This is a genomic window from Bacillus sp. 22446 (genome assembly GCF_052044955.1).
Taxonomy (GTDB): domain Bacteria; phylum Bacillota; class Bacilli; order Bacillales; family Bacillaceae; genus Bacillus; species Bacillus altitudinis.
Genome location: NZ_JBQEOD010000015.1, coordinates 34141 through 55533, shown reverse-complemented (window position 1 = coordinate 55533; position 21393 = coordinate 34141). Strand labels below are relative to the sequence as shown.

The 21393-nt window shown below is 41.8% G+C and carries 20 protein-coding genes, 2 tRNA genes and 1 pseudogene; all 23 read right to left on the bottom strand.

The window, feature by feature from the left end:
- Positions 1 to 367: 367 nt before the first annotated feature.
- Positions 368 to 1867, bottom strand: a complete 1500-nt coding sequence (gene lysS / locus ACTJJD_RS18935; RefSeq protein WP_396485155.1) for a lysine--tRNA ligase — start codon at positions 1865 to 1867, stop codon at positions 368 to 370.
- Between the two features lie 90 nt (positions 1868 to 1957).
- A complete protein-coding gene (gene dusB, locus ACTJJD_RS18930) occupies positions 1958 to 2959 on the bottom strand; it encodes a tRNA dihydrouridine synthase DusB (protein WP_440608745.1) in 1002 nt (333 codons plus the stop codon).
- Positions 2952 to 3185: a helix-turn-helix domain-containing protein gene (locus ACTJJD_RS18925; RefSeq protein WP_008341798.1), complete on the bottom strand. Its 234-nt coding sequence runs from the start codon at positions 3183 to 3185 to the stop codon at positions 2952 to 2954. Before ACTJJD_RS18925 ends, dusB begins: the two co-directional genes overlap by 8 nt.
- The gene (folK, locus tag ACTJJD_RS18920) at positions 3137 to 3640 is read right to left on the bottom strand and encodes a 2-amino-4-hydroxy-6-hydroxymethyldihydropteridine diphosphokinase (protein ID WP_440600495.1); all 504 of its coding nucleotides are present in this window, start codon (positions 3638 to 3640) and stop codon (positions 3137 to 3139) included. The genes ACTJJD_RS18925 and folK overlap by 49 nt, the downstream gene beginning before the upstream one ends.
- A complete protein-coding gene (gene folB, locus ACTJJD_RS18915; RefSeq protein ID WP_216099589.1) occupies positions 3637 to 3999 on the bottom strand; it encodes a dihydroneopterin aldolase in 363 nt (120 codons plus the stop codon). The genes folK and folB overlap by 4 nt, the downstream gene beginning before the upstream one ends.
- Positions 3992 to 4849 carry a dihydropteroate synthase gene (folP, locus tag ACTJJD_RS18910; RefSeq protein ID WP_440600494.1) on the bottom strand — a complete coding sequence of 286 codons (858 nt, stop codon included), beginning with the start codon at positions 4847 to 4849 and terminating at the stop codon, positions 3992 to 3994. Before folP ends, folB begins: the two co-directional genes overlap by 8 nt.
- Positions 4850 to 4858: 9 nt before the next feature.
- Complete coding sequence (pabC, locus tag ACTJJD_RS18905) at positions 4859 to 5707, bottom strand: aminodeoxychorismate lyase (RefSeq protein WP_048003030.1); 849 nt, start codon at positions 5705 to 5707, stop codon at positions 4859 to 4861.
- Positions 5704 to 6297: an aminodeoxychorismate/anthranilate synthase component II gene (gene pabA, locus ACTJJD_RS18900; RefSeq protein WP_008341810.1), complete on the bottom strand. Its 594-nt coding sequence runs from the start codon at positions 6295 to 6297 to the stop codon at positions 5704 to 5706. The genes pabC and pabA overlap by 4 nt, the downstream gene beginning before the upstream one ends.
- A gap of 13 nt (positions 6298 to 6310) precedes the next feature.
- Entirely contained in the window at positions 6311 to 7729 is a 1419-nt protein-coding gene (locus tag ACTJJD_RS18895; protein WP_440608744.1) for an anthranilate synthase component I family protein, read from the bottom strand.
- Positions 7730 to 7853: 124 nt separating this feature from the next.
- Positions 7854 to 8777 (bottom strand): cysteine synthase A, encoded by a 924-nt coding sequence (cysK, locus tag ACTJJD_RS18890; protein WP_008341814.1) that lies wholly within the window; start codon positions 8775 to 8777, stop codon positions 7854 to 7856.
- Positions 8778 to 8854: 77 nt separating this feature from the next.
- Positions 8855 to 9757, bottom strand: a complete 903-nt coding sequence (locus ACTJJD_RS18885; RefSeq protein WP_025206605.1) for a peptidyl-prolyl cis-trans isomerase — start codon at positions 9755 to 9757, stop codon at positions 8855 to 8857.
- Positions 9758 to 9809: 52 nt separating this feature from the next.
- Positions 9810 to 10685 (bottom strand): Hsp33 family molecular chaperone HslO, encoded by an 876-nt coding sequence (gene hslO / locus ACTJJD_RS18880; protein ID WP_007496169.1) that lies wholly within the window; start codon positions 10683 to 10685, stop codon positions 9810 to 9812.
- 15 nt (positions 10686 to 10700) lie between these two features.
- Positions 10701 to 11477: a type III pantothenate kinase gene (locus ACTJJD_RS18875; RefSeq protein WP_008341820.1), complete on the bottom strand. Its 777-nt coding sequence runs from the start codon at positions 11475 to 11477 to the stop codon at positions 10701 to 10703.
- A 163-nt stretch (positions 11478 to 11640) separates the two neighbouring features.
- The gene (gene ftsH, locus ACTJJD_RS18870) at positions 11641 to 13545 is read right to left on the bottom strand and encodes an ATP-dependent zinc metalloprotease FtsH (protein ID WP_007496173.1); all 1905 of its coding nucleotides are present in this window, start codon (positions 13543 to 13545) and stop codon (positions 11641 to 11643) included.
- Positions 13546 to 13640: 95 nt separating this feature from the next.
- A complete protein-coding gene (gene hpt / locus ACTJJD_RS18865) occupies positions 13641 to 14180 on the bottom strand; it encodes a hypoxanthine phosphoribosyltransferase (protein ID WP_007496175.1) in 540 nt (179 codons plus the stop codon).
- Positions 14177 to 15599, bottom strand: a pseudogene (gene tilS, locus ACTJJD_RS18860) (tRNA lysidine(34) synthetase TilS). The gene hpt and the pseudogene tilS overlap by 4 nt, the downstream one beginning before the upstream one ends.
- 96 nt (positions 15600 to 15695) lie before the next feature.
- A complete protein-coding gene (locus tag ACTJJD_RS18855; protein WP_171464884.1) occupies positions 15696 to 16706 on the bottom strand; it encodes a protein kinase domain-containing protein in 1011 nt (336 codons plus the stop codon).
- Positions 16690 to 17424, bottom strand: coding sequence for a vWA domain-containing protein (locus ACTJJD_RS18850; RefSeq protein ID WP_008341829.1), 735 nt, complete (start codon positions 17422 to 17424; stop codon positions 16690 to 16692). The genes ACTJJD_RS18855 and ACTJJD_RS18850 overlap by 17 nt, the downstream gene beginning before the upstream one ends.
- A 76-nt stretch (positions 17425 to 17500) precedes the next feature.
- Positions 17501 to 19984: a stage II sporulation protein E gene (gene spoIIE, locus ACTJJD_RS18845; RefSeq protein WP_025206603.1), complete on the bottom strand. Its 2484-nt coding sequence runs from the start codon at positions 19982 to 19984 to the stop codon at positions 17501 to 17503.
- 203 nt (positions 19985 to 20187) lie between these two features.
- A tRNA-Glu gene (locus tag ACTJJD_RS18840) sits at positions 20188 to 20259 on the bottom strand.
- Positions 20260 to 20284: 25 nt separating this feature from the next.
- Positions 20285 to 20358 (bottom strand) — tRNA-Met (locus tag ACTJJD_RS18835).
- A gap of 179 nt (positions 20359 to 20537) precedes the next feature.
- The gene (locus ACTJJD_RS18830; RefSeq protein ID WP_003217901.1) at positions 20538 to 20936 is read right to left on the bottom strand and encodes a S1 domain-containing RNA-binding protein; all 399 of its coding nucleotides are present in this window, start codon (positions 20934 to 20936) and stop codon (positions 20538 to 20540) included.
- 82 nt (positions 20937 to 21018) lie between these two features.
- Positions 21019 to 21393: an FtsB family cell division protein gene (locus ACTJJD_RS18825; RefSeq protein WP_007496186.1), complete on the bottom strand. Its 375-nt coding sequence runs from the start codon at positions 21391 to 21393 to the stop codon at positions 21019 to 21021.

Here is a 21393-nt window from a genome sequence, read left to right as displayed (position 1 = left end):
GAGCCAGGATCAAACTCTCCGAAAAAGTACAAAACCGAAGTTTTGCTTTTCGCCAGTTTGACTGACTACCTATGATGTATCATAGGATTTTTTTATAAAAACTCGAATTAACAGGTACGTTTTGTCTTGTTTAGTTTTCAAAGATCATTTTCGTTATCGCTCGTAAGCGACTTTAATATCTTAACATTTCGCTTCGGTTGAAGTCAAGAACTTTTTTCATTTTCTTTTTTCAACCTCGTTGCTGTTTTGCGGCAACGAATAATAATATACCATCTGGATTCTTTCCTTGCAATAGTTTTTTTAAAAAAATTTTCATTTTATGAAAAATAAAAAGCGCCATAAATAAAATGGCGCTTTGGTTGATGTATTAACGGTTTCTCATTTGCGGGAAAAGCAGTACATCTCTGATTGATGGAGAATTTGTTAGCAGCATGATTAATCGGTCGATACCGATTCCTAGTCCACCTGTTGGCGGCATGCCATATTCTAAAGCTTCAACAAAATCGTCATCCATGAGATGCGCTTCGTCATTTCCTTCTTCACGTTCTTTTAATTGAGCTTCAAAGCGTTCTCTTTGATCGATCGGATCGTTTAGCTCTGTGAATGCATTTGCATGCTCGCGGCGTACGATAAACAGCTCAAAGCGATCAGTAAAGCGAGGGTCTTCAGGATTTTTCTTAGCTAATGGAGAAATCTCGACTGGGTGTCCGTAAATGAATGTAGGCTGAACCAATGTTTCTTCTACTTTTTGCTCGAAGAACTCGTTGATAATATGACCTACTGTCATATTTTTCGTGATTTCAACACCATGATCAGCCGCATGCTGTTTTGCTTCTTCAACAGACATCTCCTGCCAGAAGTCTACACCTGTTGCTTCTTTGACCGCTTCAACCATATGAAGTCTCTTCCATTCAGGTTTGAGATCAATTTCATCTTCTCCATATTGAATGGTTGTTGTCCCTAGCACTTCTTGGGCAATATGAGCAATCAGGTTTTCAGTCAGAGTCATGATGTCTTTGTAGTCCGCGTATGCTTCATACAGCTCGATCATAGTGAATTCTGGGTTGTGACGAGTCGATACACCTTCATTACGGAATACACGGCCAATCTCGTATACTTTCTCTAGACCACCGACAATTAGGCGTTTTAAGTGCAGCTCGATCGCAATACGCATATAAAGCGGCATATCAAGTGCATTGTGATGAGTAATGAAAGGACGCGCTGATGCACCACCAGGGATGCTATGCATTGTTGGTGTTTCAACTTCTAGGTATCCTTTTGAATCTAAGTATCTTCTCATTGATTGAATGATTTTGCTTCGCATGATGAACGTCTGCTTACTTTCTGGATTGACAATCAAGTCAAGGTAACGCTGACGATAGCGTTGTTCTACATCTTTTAGTCCGTGATATTTATCAGGGAGCGGGCGAAGTGCTTTTGTCAGAACCTCAAAGCTAGTCGCTTTAATTGAAAGTTCCCCTACATTCGTTTTAAATACGGTTCCCGTCACACCGATAATATCGCCTAGGTCCGAGCTTTTGAATAATTCGTAAGCTTCTTCTCCTACACTATCTTTACGTACATAGATTTGAATTTGTCCTTCTAAGTCTTGAATGTGTGCAAAACCAGCCTTCCCTTTTCCACGCTTTGTCATCATACGGCCAGCAATTGTTACTTGAGCTGCTTTTTCTTCTAAGTCTTCTTTTGAAAACTCGTCATATTCAGCAATAATTTGTGCAGATTGATGAGAACGGTCATATCGTTCACCGAATGGATCGATACCCTCTTCTCTCATTTTATTCATTTTGTCACGTCTTACTTGGAATTGATCATTTAATTCTTCGTTATTAAGCCCTTCATTACTCATTTATATCACTCCAATAATGTATTTTGCAGAGAAAAGCAGAAAAACTGCCAGTACGTGCACTAGCAGTGAGCTACAAAAAGAAAGATAGTCTTATCCTACTTTTATTCTTTGAAGCTCTTTTGCCTCGGCTTCGATCGTAAAGTCATCTAGAACTTTTACAAGCTCCGCTCTCGTTTCACTTTGATTGATTTGGTTTCTAACATCTGCATTGCCTCGGACACCTTTTAAGTACCATGCTGCATGTTTTCTCATTTCTCTGACAGCCACATGCTCGCCTTTCAGGTCTATGAGTCTGTCTAAGTGAAGTTTGCACACAGACATTTTCTCACGCACATTAGGCTCTTCTTTTAGTTCACCCGTTTCTAAATAATGAACCGTCCGGTAAATCATCCACGGGTTTCCTAGTGCGGCTCTTCCGATCATGACAGCATCTGCACCCGTTTCATCAAGCATACGTTTTGCATCCTGAGGGGTTTTGACATCTCCATTGCCGATGACTGGAATGGAAACAGATTGTTTGACCTCTTTTATAATATCCCAATTCGCTGTTCCTTCGTACATCTGCACACGTGTCCGTCCGTGAAACGCAACCGCTTGTCCACCTGCTCGTTCAACAGCACGGGCATTTTCGATAGCGAAAATATGGTCTTCGTCCCAGCCCATTCTCATTTTCACCGTAACAGGTTTATCTACAGCATCTACAACAGCAGAGACCATTTCATAAATCTTGTTTGGATCAAGTAGCCATTTCGCTCCTGCGTCACATTTCGTGATCTTTGGTACAGGACATCCCATATTAATATCAATAATGTCCGCCGTTGTATTCTGGTCTACAAACTTGGCCGCTTCCACGAGCGTGTCCTTTTCTCCCCCAAATATCTGAAGGCTCAACGGTTTTTCACGTTCATCAATGTACAGCATGCCCATCGTTCTGGCATTATTAATCAAGATCGCTTTGTCACTGACCATTTCAGCGCAGACTAAGCCCGCTCCAAACTCTTTCACCGTGAGTCTGAAAGCAGAGTTACACACACCAGCCATTGGTGCGAGCACTACTTTGTTTTTAATTTCGATATCTCCGATTTTAAACATCATGTCCCCTCCTTTCTTCTTCAAGTATTGGTGAAAGTTCTTCCACCGTTATATTTAAAGCATCTGCTATTTGACCAACCATTTGGTTTGTTGGTAATCGATTGCCTCGCTCAATTTCCCCTAAGACAGAGACAGAGATGCCCAGTCTTTTGGCGAACCCTTCCTGAGTATACCCTTTTAGCTTTCGGTATGCACGAATTCTTCTACCCCACATGTCTTTTTCCATATGCTTACACCTTCTTGGTCTGTTACGGCGTTTATCTGGGCTTCGCCGATTTCTGGGCAAATCTCACTCATCGGAACAAGAACGAATAAACGTTCGTACATTCTAGGATGCGGCACTACAAGTTGTTCTGTTTCAATATTTTCACGATTATAAAGTAAAATGTCAAGGTCAACTGTCCGTGGACCCCACCTCACTTCTCTTGTTCTGCCTAACTCCTGCTCAATGTTCTGAGTCAGTGATAGAAGTTCTTCAGGACGAAGCGAGGTGGAAATCTTCACAGCCATGTTCAAGAAGTCATCCTGATTCTCGTAACCTACAGGTGTTGTCTCATATATAGATGAAATGGATTCAACTTGTACACCTGGATGTTCGTGAAGTTTTTTGACAGCTTCTTTTAAGTAGGTTTCCTTTTTTCCTATGTTTGAGCCTAAAGCGATATATGCTGTATTGTTCATGCGCGTGATCTCGTCATTTCAATGGCAACGGACTGATAGTGTCCTGGAATTGGCGGATCTGGTTTGATTACTTTTACTGTACATTCTTGAACTGTCGGAAAGTCCTTTAACACTTGGTTTGCAATTCTTTCTGTCAGCGTTTCAACGAGGTTCACTGGGTTCCCTTCTACAATATTTTTGCAGATGTTGTAGAGTTCAGCATAGTTGATGGTCTCATTTAGGTCATCCGTTTGTCCTGCCTTACTTAAATCAAGTGAAGCTGTTAGGTCCACACGAAAGCGCTGGCCTAGTTTATTCTCTTCTGCAAATACACCGTGATAGCCGTAAAATTCCATTCCGTTTACATATACTTTATCGATGATAAGCGCCTCCTTTATTCAGCATGGCATCCATCATTTTTGCCATTCTTGCGATTTCTTTTACATCGTGCACTCGGACCATCGAGCTGCCCTTTTGAATCCCAAGACAGACCGTCGCACCCGTTCCTTCAGTACGTTCTTCAGGCGGCAGGTCTAAAACTGCACCGATGAATCGTTTGCGGGATGTTGCTAGAAGCAGCGGATACCCAAGGTGACAAAAATGTTCAAGTTCATTCATGACCATGAGGTTGTCAGTTTTATTTTTCGCAAATCCTACACCAGGGTCTAAGATGATCATGTCATCACGGACACCCGCTTGTTTTACAATTTGAACACTTTCTTTCAGATCTGCAATCATATCTGAAATCAGATGGGTGTAATTCCGCTCTGGTCGATTGTGCATTAAGATGATTGGCACGTTGTGCTTCGCTGCCACATGCGCCATTTGAGGATCAGCTTTCGCCCCCCATACATCATTAATGATTGAGGCTCCTGCTTTCACTGCCTCATCTGCGACAGGGGCTTTATACGTATCAATAGAAATAGGTATGTCCAATTCTTTTGTGATCTTCTCAATGACAGGAATGACCCTTGAAAGCTCCTCTTGCTCTGAGACAAGTGCCGCTCCCGGCCGAGTCGATTCACCGCCAATATCAATAATATGCGCCCCATTATCTATGAGCTGTGTTGCATGAGCCAGCGCTTTATCAATTTGATTAAATTTTCCTCCATCTGAAAAAGAGTCCGGTGTGACATTTAAAATGCCCATGACCAATGTCTTTTCTTCATAACTAAGGGTATGGTGCTTGGCTTGTATGATTTTAGGCTGTTTTATCAATTGTTGTGTCATTGTGTCCACCTACTCTTTATGTTCTAGACGTGCTTTTGTATATTCTGTTCTCAGCTTGGTCGAAATCGTTCGGTTGTGGTTTTGCAGGACGGTGTCTCCGATATTTTTAAAAGGCACAATTCCCTGAACCGAATTGGTCATCCACGCCTCATCAGCTGAGAGCAAGTGTGAAAGTGGATATCTTCCTTCTATTAGTGGGATCCCCGAAGCTTGCAGCGTTTCGATACAATATCGACGGGTAACCCCGTTTAAAATACCGGTATCAAGTGAAGGTGTATAGATCACATCTTTTTTTCGCCAAAATAGATTTGACGTAATTCCTTCTGCCACATCGTCTTCTTTTGTTAAAAAGATCCCTTCTACCGACGGGTCGTTCCCTACTTCTCTTTTCGCCAGCAGGTTGTTCATGTAATGATGCGACTTGAGCCGTCTTGGACCTTCCGGTGTGTTTCTTCTTGTATCAAGAATGATTCCCTGTTTTTCATCTACTATTGATTCAGGCCGGAATGGGGAGATCATCACAAAAACAACAGGCTCCTCATAAGGGTCTGCAGAAAAACCATTGCCTCTGCCCGCAGAAACATTGAAGCGGATCCTCGCATGACCGCCCGTTATTTGGTTTTGATTGAATAATGTATGAATGATGTCGAGTACAAATGGTTTCTCTATTGTGGATTCGATGCAAAGGTCACGCAATGATTGATTGAGCCTTTCAAGATGCCAGTCTAACAAGAAGACTTGTCCTGCTAGAGAGGTAAATGTTTCGAATACACCGATGCCATATAGAAAACCATGATCAAAAGGAGAAAGAGTCGCGTCTTTCTCCTCTATATACTGACCGTTCAGGTAAATGATCATGCGTTTACTTCATTCCCCTTTTTACGATAGGTTTCAATGAAATTTCTGAGCATTTCTTTACCGAAGGACGTCATAATCGATTCTGGATGGAATTGAACACTTTCAATCGGAAGTTCTTTATGGCGAATGGCCATGAGTTCGCCTTCTTTTGTGCTCGCTGTTCTGACAAAGCACTCCGGTAGCGTCTCGTCTTTAACAATTAATGAATGATATCTCGTGGCGACGAGCGGATTTTGTAGTCCCGTGAAGACACCTTTGCCGTCATGTTCAATCTCTGATGTTTTCCCATGCATTAACCGCTCCGCACGAATGACATCTCCACCAAATACTTGTGCAATGGATTGATGACCTAAACAGACACCGAAGATCGGAATCTTCCCAGCAAAATGTTTGATCGCTTCCATACTAATTCCTGCTTCATCCGGACTGCAAGGTCCTGGAGAAATCATCAGAAAGTCTGGCTTAAGCTCTTCGATTTCTTGAATAGTGACTTGATCGTTTCGTTTTACAATCAGTTCTTCCCCAAGCTCACCTAAATACTGGACCAGGTTGTACGTAAATGAATCGTAATTATCAATCATTAATATCATACTCTGCTCACCTCTAACTCAAAATAGTCTCTTCTTTGCTCAACTGTAATGCTTTTTTCACTGCATAGGCTTTTTTAATCGATTCTTTGTATTCGTGCTTTGGTACAGAATCGATGACAATGCCTGCACCTGACTGCATGAAGGCTCTGCCCCCTGTACAATAAGCCGTACGAATAACGATATTAAAATGCATATCTTGATTGAATCCAAACCAGCCTATAGATCCAGTATAAAGCCCACGCCTTGTCGGCTCAAGCTCTTCTATGATTTCCATTGTTCTCACTTTTGGCGCACCTGTAATCGTTCCGCCTGGGAATACAGCTCTCATGACATCTACTGCATCACAATCATCACGCAGCTCCCCTTGGACATTTGATACAATGTGCATCACGTGTGAATATTTCTCAATGGCCATAAATTCGTTCACCTTGACTGAGCCATAAGTAGACACTCGTCCAAGATCATTCCGCTCAAGATCAACGAGCATCACATGTTCTGCGCGTTCTTTTTCATCTTCAATGAGTTCTTTTGCCAGCGCTTGATCTTCCGCATCATCCTTGCCTCTTGATCTTGTGCCAGCGATCGGTCTTGTTTCGAGCTGAATGCCTTTTTTCTTAATAAGCAGCTCTGGAGATCCACAGACAATTTGGAAATCTGGCGTGTGCAGATATGACATATATGGAGATGGATTCACGTGACGTAATGTTTTGTATAAATGATATGGGTGGGTATGAAGCTGTTCATCTTGTCTAATGGATAGGTTCACTTGGAACACATCACCGTTCGCGATATATTGTTTAATCGTTTCTACAGCTTCCCCGAAAGCTTCTTCAGTAAAAGGTGCAGCAGGTACACATTCCGAAGAAGACACGTTGACAGGTGAATGTGCTGATTCTTCTGATGTGCTTGTCCAGCTTTGCTTTAATTTTTCGAGTCTTTGATGAACTTCACTGACAGGTTCGTCTCCTTCTGTATGAGTCATCAGCCAGAGGACGTCTTTATTATGATCAAAGACAGCGACATCATTGAATACGAGGAAATACAAATCAGGCGTCTTCAAATCATCGATGGACAGCATTTTAAAATGCTCGATATATCTTGCGTAATCATAGCTTAAAAATCCAATCGCTCCACCTTGGAAGTCAGGGTATTCGTCGTTCGTTTCGGTTTGTAGGGTTTGAAACCATTCAGCAAATGCCCTAAAAGGATCTCCCTCTTTGAACAACACCTCATTCTGATAATGGATGGTGGTCATCCCGTCCTTCCCTTTCGCTTTAGCGATCGGATGAATGCCGGCAATACTGTATTCTCCGCCACGTGCACTTTCAAGAAGGACGTGATGTGATTCATGAGCCGTTAATTGTTCGTATCGTTTCAAGAATGCATCTTTCGTAAAAGGAATTTTGATGCCCATCGGCCTACGTTGTGTCATGTAATCATCCTTTTTTATTTTCATTAATCTTATTGTAATGCAATCCATTTTAATTAGAAAATAGTATTTGCTTTCCATCTTCAGAATTCATGAAAAAACCCCAGCAAATGCTGGGGTGTATTGTTTAATCAAATTGATAAAGCGGCGTACTAAGGTAACGTTCACCGTTACTTGGAATAATCGCTAGAACTTTTTTCCCTTTACCAAGCTTCTTCGCTGTTTGAAGCGCTGCATAAATGGCTGCTCCTGAAGATATACCACCAAGGATTCCTTCTTCTTTCGCTGCCTTTCTTGCAAGTTCAAATGCATCTTCGTTTTTCACTTGGATAATGCCGTCATATACTTCTGTGTTCAAGATAGATGGAACAAACCCTGCTCCGATGCCTTGAATTTTATGCGGACCTGGTTTCCCGCCTGATAGTACAGGAGAATCTGTTGGTTCTACCGCATAAAGCTGAATAGATGGAATGGCTTCTTTCAGGACTTCACCAGCACCTGTAATCGTACCACCCGTACCAACTCCTGCAATAAATGCATCAAGGTCGCCGTCAAACTGTTCAAGAATCTCTTTCCCTGTTGTGCGGCGGTGAATCTCAGCGTTGGCTTCATTGCTGAACTGCTGAGGCATGAAGTATCCGTGCTCTTCTGCTAATTCTTCTGCTTTTTTGATGGCACCTTTCATTCCTTCTGCACCCGGTGTTAAGACAAGCTCTGCACCGTAAGCGCGTAAAAGGTTGCGGCGCTCCTGACTCATTGTATCCGGCATAACTAAAATCGCATTGATTCCTTTTGCAGCCGCGACCATCGCAAGACCGATTCCTGTGTTTCCGCTTGTTGGCTCAATGAGTGTGTCACCAGCTTTTAATGTACCTTTTGCTTCAGCATCTTCGATCATCGCTAACGCAATACGATCTTTTACACTGCTGCCTGGGTTCATATATTCAAGTTTCAAGTAGACATCTGCACTGTCTTCATCTACTAAACGGTTTAATTTAACGACTGGTGTATTTCCTATTAGTTCAAAAACTGAATTTGCAATACGAGCCATCACTAACACCTCTATCTCCGAGTAATTTTATTGTATTAATATTAAATTATCAATTTCGAAAAATTTTGTCAATGCTTTTAGTCCTGCTCTCCATCGTAAAACCATGTGACTTTTGCTTCTTTCCACAGGGTTTTGACATTCGCCTTTTCACCCAGATCTTCCATGGCGATCTGTCTTTTGATCTGATCTTTGACTTCTTCATAAGAGAAGGAGCGGCCATTTAATTTTTCTTTTAATTGTATGATGGCATAACCGTTTTTGATCTCGATCGGCTCTTTCGTCCATTCATCTGGCTGAAGCTTTTGGGCTTCTTGTATGTATAGGGCTGGAATGCTTTCTTGCTCTTCTGTGACAAATCCAAGATCTCCGCCGTAAGGAGAGGTATATCGATCGGTGGATCGTTCAGCTGCTACAGCTTCGAAACTAGATCCGCCCTTTAAATCTTTTAATACACTTTGTGCCTCGTCTTTTGTTTTCACAACAATGTGGCGAATTCGATATGAGTCATCATATTGATACAAGTCTTTGTTTTTTTCATAAAAGGATTTGGCTTCTTTTTCAGAAACGACCGCATCTCTCGTTAGAAGCTGTTCTAATAAAATTTGATAACGAATCTGCTCTTTCCATTCCTTTTCACTTGTATGACCGTCTTCGTAGAAATTATTAGATACCGCTTTCAGCATCAGCAGTTCACGATTGATCTCTTTTGAAGATACCTCCAGCTTGTTTTCTTTCGCAAGCTGATTGACTACCTTCTGATTAATCATTTGTTCAAGTGTTGCCTTTCCGTAGCGGTCTTCCATTTTCTTTAACCATTCTTGACGCGTGACTTTCTCTTTCCCAATAGAAGCAATTTCTTCACCGCTCTTCCCATTTGAAGAAGCCTGCGACATTTGTGACTTTGTTAATACATATGCAATGACAACGGCATTAATCATGAGCAGAACGAGGATAAATGTCCATACCACTCTTGCTTTCAGTCTCATCTTTCGTCTCCTTTCCATTCTAAAAAGAAAACCCGCTGCTTAGAGCTTAGCGGGTTATTTCTTCACGTAGCTCTTCTAGCTCTTCTTTTGTAAATACATACGTTTCGTTACAAAAATGGCATTGAGCTTCTGCTTGTCCGTCTTGTTCAATCATATCCTCAATTTCGGCTTTCCCTAGGCTGATAATACCGTTGGCAAACCGTTCTTTTGAGCAGTTACAAGAAAATTCGACAGGTACAGTTTCTAAAATTTGAGGTTTTTCACCGAGCACTTCTTCTAAAATTTCTTCAGGAGTCATCCCTTTTTCAATCAGTTTAGAGATCGGTTCAATGGTTGATAATCTCTTTTCGAGTCTTTCGATGACTGCATCTTCTGTTCCAGGTAGCAATTGAATGATGAAACCGCCTGCTGCAAGGATCGAGTTATCTGGATTGACAAGAACACCCACACCTACAGAGGATGGCACTTGTTCAGAGGAGACGAGGTAATAAGTAAAGTCATCTCCAATTTCACCTGAGACAATTTCCGTTTGCCCTGTAAAGTGGTCTTTCAGTCCGATATCTTTGACAACACTTAACGTTCCAGATGTGCCAACAGCACGTCTAACGTCCAGCTTCCCATGTTCATTTAAATCAAAGTGAACTTGTGGGTTTGAGACATATCCGCGCACCTGACCTTTTGCGTTTCCATCTGCAATGATGGCTCCGATCGGCCCACCGCCTTCAATTTTGACAGTTAATTTATTCTCGCCTTTCAGCATGGCTCCCATCATGACAGTCGCTGTCATGGTTCTGCCGATTGCAGCTGAAGCAGTTGGCCACGTATGGTGTCTTCTCTGCGCTTCGTTGATTGTATCTGTTGTGTTCGCAGCATACGCACGGACTTTCCCGTCATATGCTAACGCTTTAACTAAATAATCCATTTTGATTAAACCCTCCTATAATACACCGACACGATTGCGTTCATAAATTAATTGGAGTCCTTTTAATGTGAGGAACGGATCGACAATATCAATACAGTCTGATTCATTTCCAATCAATGTAGACAAACCGCCTGTTGCAATGACTTTCGGTGTTTGTTTGGCTTGCTGCTTCATCCGTTTCACTATTCCCTCGACTTGACCAACATATCCATACAGGATACCTGATTGCATCGCACTGATCGTGTTTTTCCCTACGATATGATCTGGACGAACAATTTCAATCCTTGGCAGCTTAGCCGCTCTTGTATATAAAGCCTCTGTTGAGATGGTAATACCCGGTGCAATTGCGCCACCCATGTATTGTTTTTGTTCATTGATATAGCAGTAGGTTGTGGCTGTTCCAAAGTCTACCACAATGAGAGGGGCCCCATACAGGTGAATGGCTGCCACTGCGTTCACAATTCGATCAGCGCCGACTTCCTTTGGATTGTCACACATAATGTTTAATCCAGTCTTCATGCCAGGCCCAACGATTTGAGGAGTAATGTGAAAATACTTTTCGCACATTCTTTCCAGAGCAAACATCATTGGCGGGACAACAGAAGAAATGATAATCCCTTCTATCTGGTCAAACATCAGCCCTACATAGTCAAATAAGGATCGGATTGCCATACCAAATTCATCTTCTGTTTTATGACGGCTTGTTTCAATCCGCCAATGGTAGTTCAAATCGCCATTATGATAAACACCTAAAACGGTATTTGTGTTTCCTACATCTATCACGAGTAACAACTTCATCACCACTTTGAATAGTGTCTCAAAAAGAGCATTTTTCGACTTTCTATCATACCATACACGAATTGAGTTCCATTTGTAAACAATTCGAAACCGATCCATTCATGAATCGAAATAAAAAAAGCTGCCGGTGAGCCCGACAGCTTTTTATAGAAGGAGATTAAATCTCCTCGTCTTCTTCTTTTTTCTTGATGTTCACTTTCACATCATCGTTTTTCTCTTCGTCATCTGCGTATACACGCTCTGGAAGCTTTCCAGTATCGTAAAGAGATTTAATTTGTTCAGCATCTAATGTTTCCACTTCTAGAAGAGCTTGTGCGATGATTTCTAGCTTATCTTTATTCTCAGTGAGAATTTGTTTCGCACGTTCGTAGCTTTCTTTGATGAAGCGCTGAACTTCTTGGTCAATTTCATAAGCGATCGCTTCACTATAATTCGGCTCGTTGTTGAAATCACGGCCAAGGAATACTTGACCTCCTTGTGCTTGACCGAATTGTAGAGGACCAAGTTTATCAGACATACCGAACTCTGTGACCATTCTTCTTGCAATGCCTGTTGCACGCTGGAAGTCGTTGTGAGCGCCTGTACTTACTTCACCAAACGTAATTTCCTCTGCAACACGACCGCCGAGCAAGCCGACGATTTTATCAAGAAGCTCTGGCTTCGTTTGGAAATAACGGTCTTCTCTTGGAAGCATGACCGCATATCCGCCTGCCTGACCACGAGGAACGATCGTTACTTTATGCACCATGTCAGCTTCGTCAAGGACAAGTCCAATGACGGTATGACCTGCTTCGTGGTACGCCACGATATTGCGTTCTTTCTTAGAAATGACACGGCTTTTCTTAGCCGGTCCAGCAATGACACGGTCAGTTGCTTCGTCGATATCACGCATATCAATTTTCTTTTTGTTTTGACGGGCAGCAACAAGCGCTGCTTCGTTTAGTAAGTTCTCAAGATCTGCCCCTGAGAAACCTGGTGTTCTGCTTGCAATGGCTTTCAGGTTGACTGTATCATCAAGCGGTTTGTTTTTCGCATGAACCTTCAGTACTTCTTCACGGCCAATGACATCTGGGCGGTCAACCGTAATTTGACGGTCAAAACGTCCCGGACGCAGCAATGCAGGATCTAGGATATCTGCACGGTTCGTTGCAGCAATGATAATAATCCCTTCGTTGGCACTAAAACCATCCATTTCAACAAGAAGCTGGTTAAGCGTTTGTTCACGCTCATCATGACCACCGCCAAGACCTGCTCCACGCTGACGACCCACTGCATCAATCTCATCAATAAAGATTAAGCAAGGTGCATTCTTTTTCGCATTTTCAAACAAATCACGTACACGTGATGCACCGACACCGACGAACATCTCGACGAAGTCAGAACCACTGATGCTGAAGAAAGGAACGCCTGCTTCTCCTGCAGATGCTCTCGCAAGCAATGTTTTACCTGTACCTGGAGGTCCTACTAGTAAAACCCCTTTAGGGATTCTTGCGCCAAGCTCCGCAAATTTACGTGGATCTTTTAAGAATTCAACCACTTCTACGAGCTCTTGTTTTTCTTCATCCGCACCGGCAACATCTTTAAATTTCACACGTTTCTTCTCTTCTGTGTAAAGCTTCGCCTTACTCTTACCAAAGTTCATGACACGGCTTCCACCGCCTTGAGCTTGGTTCAATAAGAAGAAGAACAGGATAAAGATGATGATGAATGGAATGATGGTTGTCAGAACTTGCAGCCATCCATTTGTTTCAGGTGCTGGTTCTACTTTTACATCTGTATTCTTCAGTGCACTGTAAATTTGGTCAACTCCTTGACCGTCTGGAACGTGGGTAATGAAGTATTCATCTTTCTTCGCGCCATCTAATTGACCACGAATTTCATAAACCCCTCTTACAGGCTGGATGGAGATACTCTCCACTTTTCCCGCACTTAAATTTTGCGAAAATTTGCTGTAAGACATGTTCTCAGGCTTTTGATTAGGGGATCCTAACCAACTGACAACCCCTATCACAAGTAATAAAATAAGTATATAAAAAATCGTATTACGAAAAACCCGATTCATTCCTTACCTCCTCCCACAGTAAGCACAACTATGTTCAATAGTATCATAGAAAATCATTCCAACACAACCAATAACCTCATGTAAACGTGTGCTCATTAGCCTTCGTAAACAGATGGTTTTAACACTCCAATATACGGGAGGTTTCGGTAACGTTCGGCAAAATCCAATCCATAGCCAACAACAAATGCATCTGGTACTTCAAACCCAACATAATCTGCTTTGATGTCTGCTTTGCGGCCGCTTGGTTTATCAAGCAATGTCACAATTTTAATGGAGTTTGCTTTACGGTATCGGAAAAGCTCTACCAGATAACTCAAAGTTAACCCACTGTCGATGATATCTTCCATAATTAGAATATCTCTTCCTTCAACAGAAGTATCTAGATCTTTGATGATCTTCACTTCTCCAGAAGATACGGTAGACTTTCCGTAGCTAGATACATCCATAAAATCAAGCTCTAAATATGTATCAATGTGTTTGATCAGGTCTGCCATGAATGGAAGAGCCCCTTTCAAAACACCAATAGCCAGGGGAAATTTACCATCATAATCGCTGGTTAATGTTGCACCCAGTTCCTTCACTTTTAGCTGGATCTCTTCTTCTGAGATCAAAATCTTTTCAATATCTTGTTTCATGCTTTTGCTTGCCCCCTACAAATTTTCGTGCTGTCTATATTGTAATACAATGAGATCGCTGTTTGTCATATCAATTTCTTCAAAAACGGATTTTTTCAGACCTGGGATCCAGATGATTTGATGATCCGAGTCAGTGACGATCGGCCAGCTGTCTCTTTCTGCAAGAGGCACTTTTTTATCAATAAATATATCTTTCACCTTTTTTGATCCATTCATCCCTTTTAGTTTGATTCGATCACCGTTTTTTCGTGAGCGAATGATCAAAGGAAGACGAACATGATCTTTTTGAAGCAAGAAAAAATAGTTTCCGTTCCGTGCATCCTTCGGAACATGATTTGATACCAAGATAGACTGTCCATTCGGGAGAAAAAGTTCCTCGCCAAGCTCACCTTTTAAATGATGAGTATATGACTGATCTATGACAAGCGATCGTTCAAAGGTAAACATACAGTGATCATAAGATTTGACAGCTTGTAAACCTTTTGGCAAATCTAATGATCCAGACGGTTGATCAGTATGAGATAACCAGTCCAAAGTCCCTAGAATATGCTGGTTTGAAAACGCTGATTGAGTGTTTTCATAAAGATAGTTTAATATTAGTTGAATGCCTCTTCTTTGTAAAGGCAAAGGCAGGTCAAGCAAAGGCTTCGTTTTGATCTCAATTTGCTTAGGCGTTTGATTCGTAATGACTTGATGCATTTGATCCTTTGTTAATGCCTGCAAGTACTGCTCATCCTCAGTCAGCATGTCACTTACAAACTGAAAGCTTTCATGCACATGAGGTGCCTCTTCTTTTAACACGGGAAGAACGTGTCTTCTGATCCGGTTTCTCAAGTAGTCATCGGTGTGATTGCTTTGATCAATGACATAAGGAACTTGTTCTTTTTCGCAAGCAGTGAGTACATCATCCTTAGAATATCCAATCAGCGGACGAATCAGCCACCCTTCTTGAAAAGGGCGCTTTGCTTGCATACCTGCGAGTCCTATTCCAACAGTCCCTCTTGTCAGCCTCATCACCATTGTTTCTACTTGATCGTCTCCATGATGTGCAAGCGCTATAAATTGAGCGTTGTACTGTTCCATCAATTGACGAAAGAAAGCATATCTGCACTCTCTTGCAGCTGCCTGTTTGTTTAAGCGGTTTTCTTTTGCATATTGGGTGACCTGTATACGAGCCGATTCAAAAAGGATCTCATGCTCTTTACAGTACGCTTCAACAAATGCCAAATCAGCAAAGGATTCTTCTCCTCTGAACATGTGATCTACATGGGCTGCAATCAGCTGAAAGGAACCTTTTCGACGTTTGTTTAGTTCATGCAGCAAGAGCATAGAATCTGGTCCGCCAGAAACCCCGACAATGACTGTCGTATTTTCAAGGAAAACATCATGTTTTTTCAAAAAAGATTCAATTCTATTCACAACTTCCTCCTCACAAAGAGCAGGTAATTTAAAGATATACATATCCTATCACTTTCATTAGCTCCAAGCAAAGAAGAAGCCTGCTTTTTTACAGCTCTATAATAGGAATAAAACCACATAGGCACAGTAAAGAGCGAGCACACTGCATAAGATGAGAATGGTTTCAAAAAGCCCGCCTGATTTTTTGCGTACTGATGTTCTTTTCGCAGCAGCAACTCTTGATCGTGAAGGTGCGGCCTGTTGATGTTGGGAAACAGCTGGCTTTTGCCTAGTTTGCTGTGATGGCTTCTTTTGTCGTGATTTTCTTGAAGCAAGCAATTGTCCTTCTTTCAGCATCGCGCTTTTCATGTCTGCCGCTGATTGAAATTTGCCTTGGAGAGCCGCCTTTAACACCCTCTCATATCGCTTTAATAAAGGATGTCCTTCAATCGCCCGATAAAGCTGCTTTTCTGGTTCTGCCCCTTTTTTAAATTCTTTTTTATAGGCACAGTTCACCATGACCATACTTAAAGCAAATAGATCATAAGAAGGTTCTGCTTTTCTTGTACCGAAGCCCCAGTAGCCGCGGTCAAAAAACTCGGTGTATTCCTTAATCGCCCTTCCTGCCTTCGTTGTTCCTCCAACATCAATACATCGAATCGTAGCTGGGGGGCCTGAAACGATGAGATTATCAGGCTTCAAGTCACCGAAGATCCAGCCTTCCTTATGTAAGTGAGCAAGGTTAGACAACAGTTGAATCATGAGAACGACGATCCATTCATCGCCTTTTTGTTTCACAAATTCAAGTAGCAATGGCCCTCTGACATACTCCATGACATAAAACGACCGTTTCTCTGACATTCCAGGATAAAGAGCATCATCCATATCATAAAAAGAAGGCCCCATGGTTTTCACAGGAGCCTTTGAAAAGGATTTTAATACATTGACTTCAGATGCAATGAGCATACTGTCATCACTCACTTTAAGGGCCACTTGCCCCTTTGGCGATTCGGCCAGATAAACCACACCGTTCGCCCCTTTTCCCAGCTCTTTTACAATGCGGTAATGTTGGTGATGCCACTTTCCCTTTATCATTGTACCTAATGGGATGTTAGAAGCCGAATTCATCATGTTCTTCCTTCGCTTCAAGCAGCCCTTTTCGTGAACGAACTGATTTGAAATGCTGGAGTGCTTCTCGAATTGCTGGTCCTGTCGGTGTAATTCCTCCTGTTGTCAGCTTCGGGAAAATCGATGATAACGAATCGAACCGAGGCGTCCAGTTCAACACAATTTCTGCATCTGAGTTTTTCCCGGGAAATACACACATCCCAAACTGATTTTCACCAATTCTCGAATTTAGACTAATAGAGAGATCGATGAGTGCTTCTTTGACCGTTGGCAACTTCGGTTTCATACTTGCACTCGTATCCACAAGCACAAGCACTTGAAGATGAACCGTCTCACCGAGCTCGTCCACAACCTCCATCACTTCTCCACGCTTATCTGGGGGAAGTTCTTCAATTTCAGTATCTTTGCCAAGAATTTGCTGCAATTCTTTATTCACAACACCTTGTAACGTTTGCGTCATCGCCTTTTTTGTCACCATTTGTACGGTTTGGGACAATTGCTGAACGTAGACAACCTGATGAATGCCTCCGCCTGCTAGAGCAATCCCCTCTACTTCTTTCATCGCTTCATGATCGTGTCTGTTCTCTTCCATAATGCCAATGACATTGACTGTGATCCCTTGCTCCTTTGCCAATGCGGCAATCGCAAGTGGGTCTTCCCCATGATTTGAGCAGCCATCTGTAATCAGTAAGATTTGGTTTACGTGACCTTTTCGCATCTTCATTCCTCCTGGGATTGTAACTGAATGCTTATATCCCCATCATCGCCAGAAGAAATTCATATTATACGATATTTCAAGAAATCTCTTGTTTCTGGAGATAGAATGTACCGGTCGGAATGGATGCCCATTTTGGTGTATTGTGGTCGAGCCTAATGACGACAACCGTCATATCGTCATCGATTTGACCTGCTCTTGTGCGAATGACCTCCTCCATTAATAAATCAGCAATCTCTTGCGGATCTTCTGTTTTAAAGCTCTTCATTTTTCGTTTGACCCATAAATCATGATTTTCGATATGCTTTGGTCCTTCAAAGATACCGTCGCTCATCATGATAAGGAGATCTCCTGCCTTCATCTGTTCACTCACCACTTCTACTTCAAATTCATCAATAATGCCAATAGGCAAGTTGCTGGCCTGTACCTTCATCACTTGATCACCACGTTTAATAAAACTTGGGGTGGAGCCAATCTTGAGGAACTTACAGCTCGCATCCTGTAAATCAATGATGGATAAGTCTAATGTGGAATAGACTTCATCTGTTGTCCGTAAAGATAAAATGCTATTAATCGTTTTAATCGCTACTTTTTCATCAATACCAGACGCCAAGATTTTTTCTAACAGCTTGATCGTTTCATTGCTTTCAAAATGGGCTCTTGCTCCATTTCCCATCCCATCACTAATAGCTGCGGCATATTTACCTGCACCCAGCTCCATCATGCTGTAGCTGTCTCCTGATACTAATCCTCCGCCTTTCGCTGCATGTGCTACACCTGTAGACACTCGATACGATTTTGCAGAACCGAATACAACATGACAATAACCTGTTGGATGCTCCGCACACTGCTCTGCTTTGACTAAAACTTGTTCTTCTAAAATATCCGAGAGCATTGGAGCGATGATTTTTTCGCATTCCCCATGACCTTGGCAATAGGGAATTCTCATCTCTATATCAACATTTCCCTGTTCTAAGCTATAAATTTCAACTTGCTGAATTTCAATTCCAAAGTTCTGAAGTGCTTCTATCATCTGCTCTTCCTGAATAAAATGCTGCTCTCTTTCACGTTTTATTTCCCTGGAAAAATCCTCCATGACTTGTGAGACACCCATCAGTTGTTCGGCGACAAGGCGCCTGCTGTCTTGGACCTTTTTCTTTAAGGTCTGATTTGCTTTATAGTAAGCTATCTCCTCTTCAATCAATTCTTCTACATGCTTTGATTTTGAGCAGTGCTGACTGAATTTCTTTTTCAACTTCCGGTTATGCTCGTACGTTTTTTCATCAGATTCATGCATAACTTGTTTCATGAGTTCATAGGTTGTATCAAAGTTCTGCACCCAGCATTTATTTTTCTTATAGCACGTTTGACAGGAACGTTCTGTGATCGTACTTAAAAAAAGATCTACATCCTCTTCCTGCTTCTTCTCCTCAGGAATGGATTCGTAAAATGTCGCAAAACTCTCAGACAGCGCATGAAATACATTAGAGAATTGATCTACCTTTTTTGCTGTCACGTCTCTTACTTTTCTGGCATATTGCTGCTGTTCCTGTACATGCTCTACCGTACCAGGAATATATTTTGCCACCTTGGACGTTACTGACTGTGGTGTGAGCAAAAACAGTGCAACTGCGATGAGTGATTCATATAGCGTTGTCATTAGCCCTGCTGACCCTTCACCGTAGAGGGAGATTAGTAAAGAACCCACAATCAAGCCGATGGCTGCTCCTGCTTTTTTCCCCTCTTTTAGTAATCCGCCTAATAAGCCCGAAAAGGCAAGCAGACTCATCTGATAAAGGTTGCCGATGTTGGCGAGACCAAGAATTAATCCAGTTACAACACCCACTGTACAACCAATACTCGCTCCTCCAATAAAGGCAAAGCTCAGCACTACATATCGTGACAAAATATGCTCTGCCTGCATTCCTTGAAATGTGATCCCAGCCAGACCTGTTAAAACTGAAGCGATTAATATCATAAAGCAAATAATTTCTTCAACCTTTAAAGAGTGTTTGATTTTCCTGACTGTAAAAATCGGCAAACTTTGAAGAAAAATCAGTGTCAAAATGAAGGCAAGTCCAGCTTCAACCCCTGCCATCACATAGTCATAGCTTTGAACCGCACCCTGCTCGAGGTAAACAAAAGTTCCCCTGGTCATCAGCATTGAGAGCACAATCACAACCGGTAATGTTTTCACTGGGTCTTTGATGATAAATGAAACGACCTTTGACATGAGGAGGAACACGATCAATGACGCAAACACGAATAATGCATTTTGAGGTGATATCGTCATCGCTCCAGCGAGTAAAGCAAGACAAGCAAGCATTGCTTTATCCCTTTTAATGAGCAGCATGGACCCAAAGAAAGGTAATGCAAACGGCATAATTTCAGATAAGATAAAGGCTCGTCCCAATAAAAAGCCCAGAACAACATAAATAAACCCTTTATAGAAAAAAAGAGAATGCGTATGATGAAGAAACAGGTTTTTCATCTTTTTTAACCCTGCACTGATTCTTTCAAACCCGGCTCCCGTTAAATCAGTTCTTCTTTCTAGTTTTTCCATCTTTTCATCCACCACCTGATATTCGTTGCTTGTCATTATAGCGAAGGTGAAAAAGAAATTTTGTCAAAAGAAGTTGTCGTTTCCATAAAACGTTCGACGCTTTATTTGCCAAAAAGGCATACTTTCTTGAAAGTCGATGTCTTTCATCAGAATTTTACGAAAGCACAAAAAAACAGCTTTCCTATAGAAAGCTGTTTGGAAGATGACCCGTACGGGATTCGAACCCGTGTTACCGCCGTGAAAGGGCGGTGTCTTAACCGCTTGACCAACGGGCCTTGCTTATCGTTCTTTTTAAAAGGATAGCGGCGGAGGGGATCGAACCCCCGACCTCACGGGTATGAACCGTACGCTCTAGCCAGCTGAGCTACACCGCCATAATGTAAAATGCGCTAAGAAGCACAAGAACTATAATACAAAGGATTCGCTTGTCCGTCAATAGAAAGTTTTAAATTAAATGGCAAATGCACAAAAAACGTTGAATTTGTATTGAAAAAAAGCACCCGCTAAACAGCAGGTGCTTTGTTGTGAAAGATATATAGAAAGCAGCAACAAGTTAACCTCTTCTTGCTCCGCGTCCCCCACGTTTTGATTCCGTGTTACGTTTTAAAGATGTTAAGCGGTCTTCACTATCTTTTAAGAATTTGTTCATTTTTTGCTCAAACGATTCCTTCGGACGGAAATCATTTCTGCTCGGTCTTGATTGTTGTTGTTGAGGACGATCTTTTGCTTTTTTAATGGACAAGCCGATTTTACCGTCTTTTTCAACGTTAATCACTTTCACTTCAACTTGTTCACCGACTTTTAAATGCTCATTAATATCTTTTACATAGTTATCGGCTACCTCACTGATATGAACGAGACCAGTTGAACCGCCTGGCAACTCCACAAAAGCTCCAAAATTTGTAATGCCCGTAACTTTCCCTTGTAACTTGCTGCCAACTTCAATCGACATAAAAAAAGTGCTCCTCCTTAGACTTATAAAAAAATCTCATTTGTTCAATTATACATAAACTGAATTTTAAGTGTCAACAAGGCTAATCGCTCTTATTGCCCACATCAAAGATTTTTTCGCCTTTTTTAGACATATAATAGTCCCGTCGTGCCAGTTCGAGTACGTATTCTTTGCTTTTCAGCTTTTTGATTTCATCAGAAATATCTTCCTGCTTTGTTTGTAATTGCTTCAATTCTTTTTCAAGCGCAACCTTCTTCTCTTCTTTTTCTTTCAATGCAGACGATTGCGACCAGAGGGCACTTGTTACCAAAACAGCAAACATGAGCACAATGACTCCAAACACGGTAAGCCTTCTAAGGAGTCCCCGGCGTTTGCGTTTTAAGCGCTGCGCTTGCTGTTCCATTTGTTTTTGATAATCATTTTGAATTTGTGCGATATTTCTTTTTCTCTCGTTCAA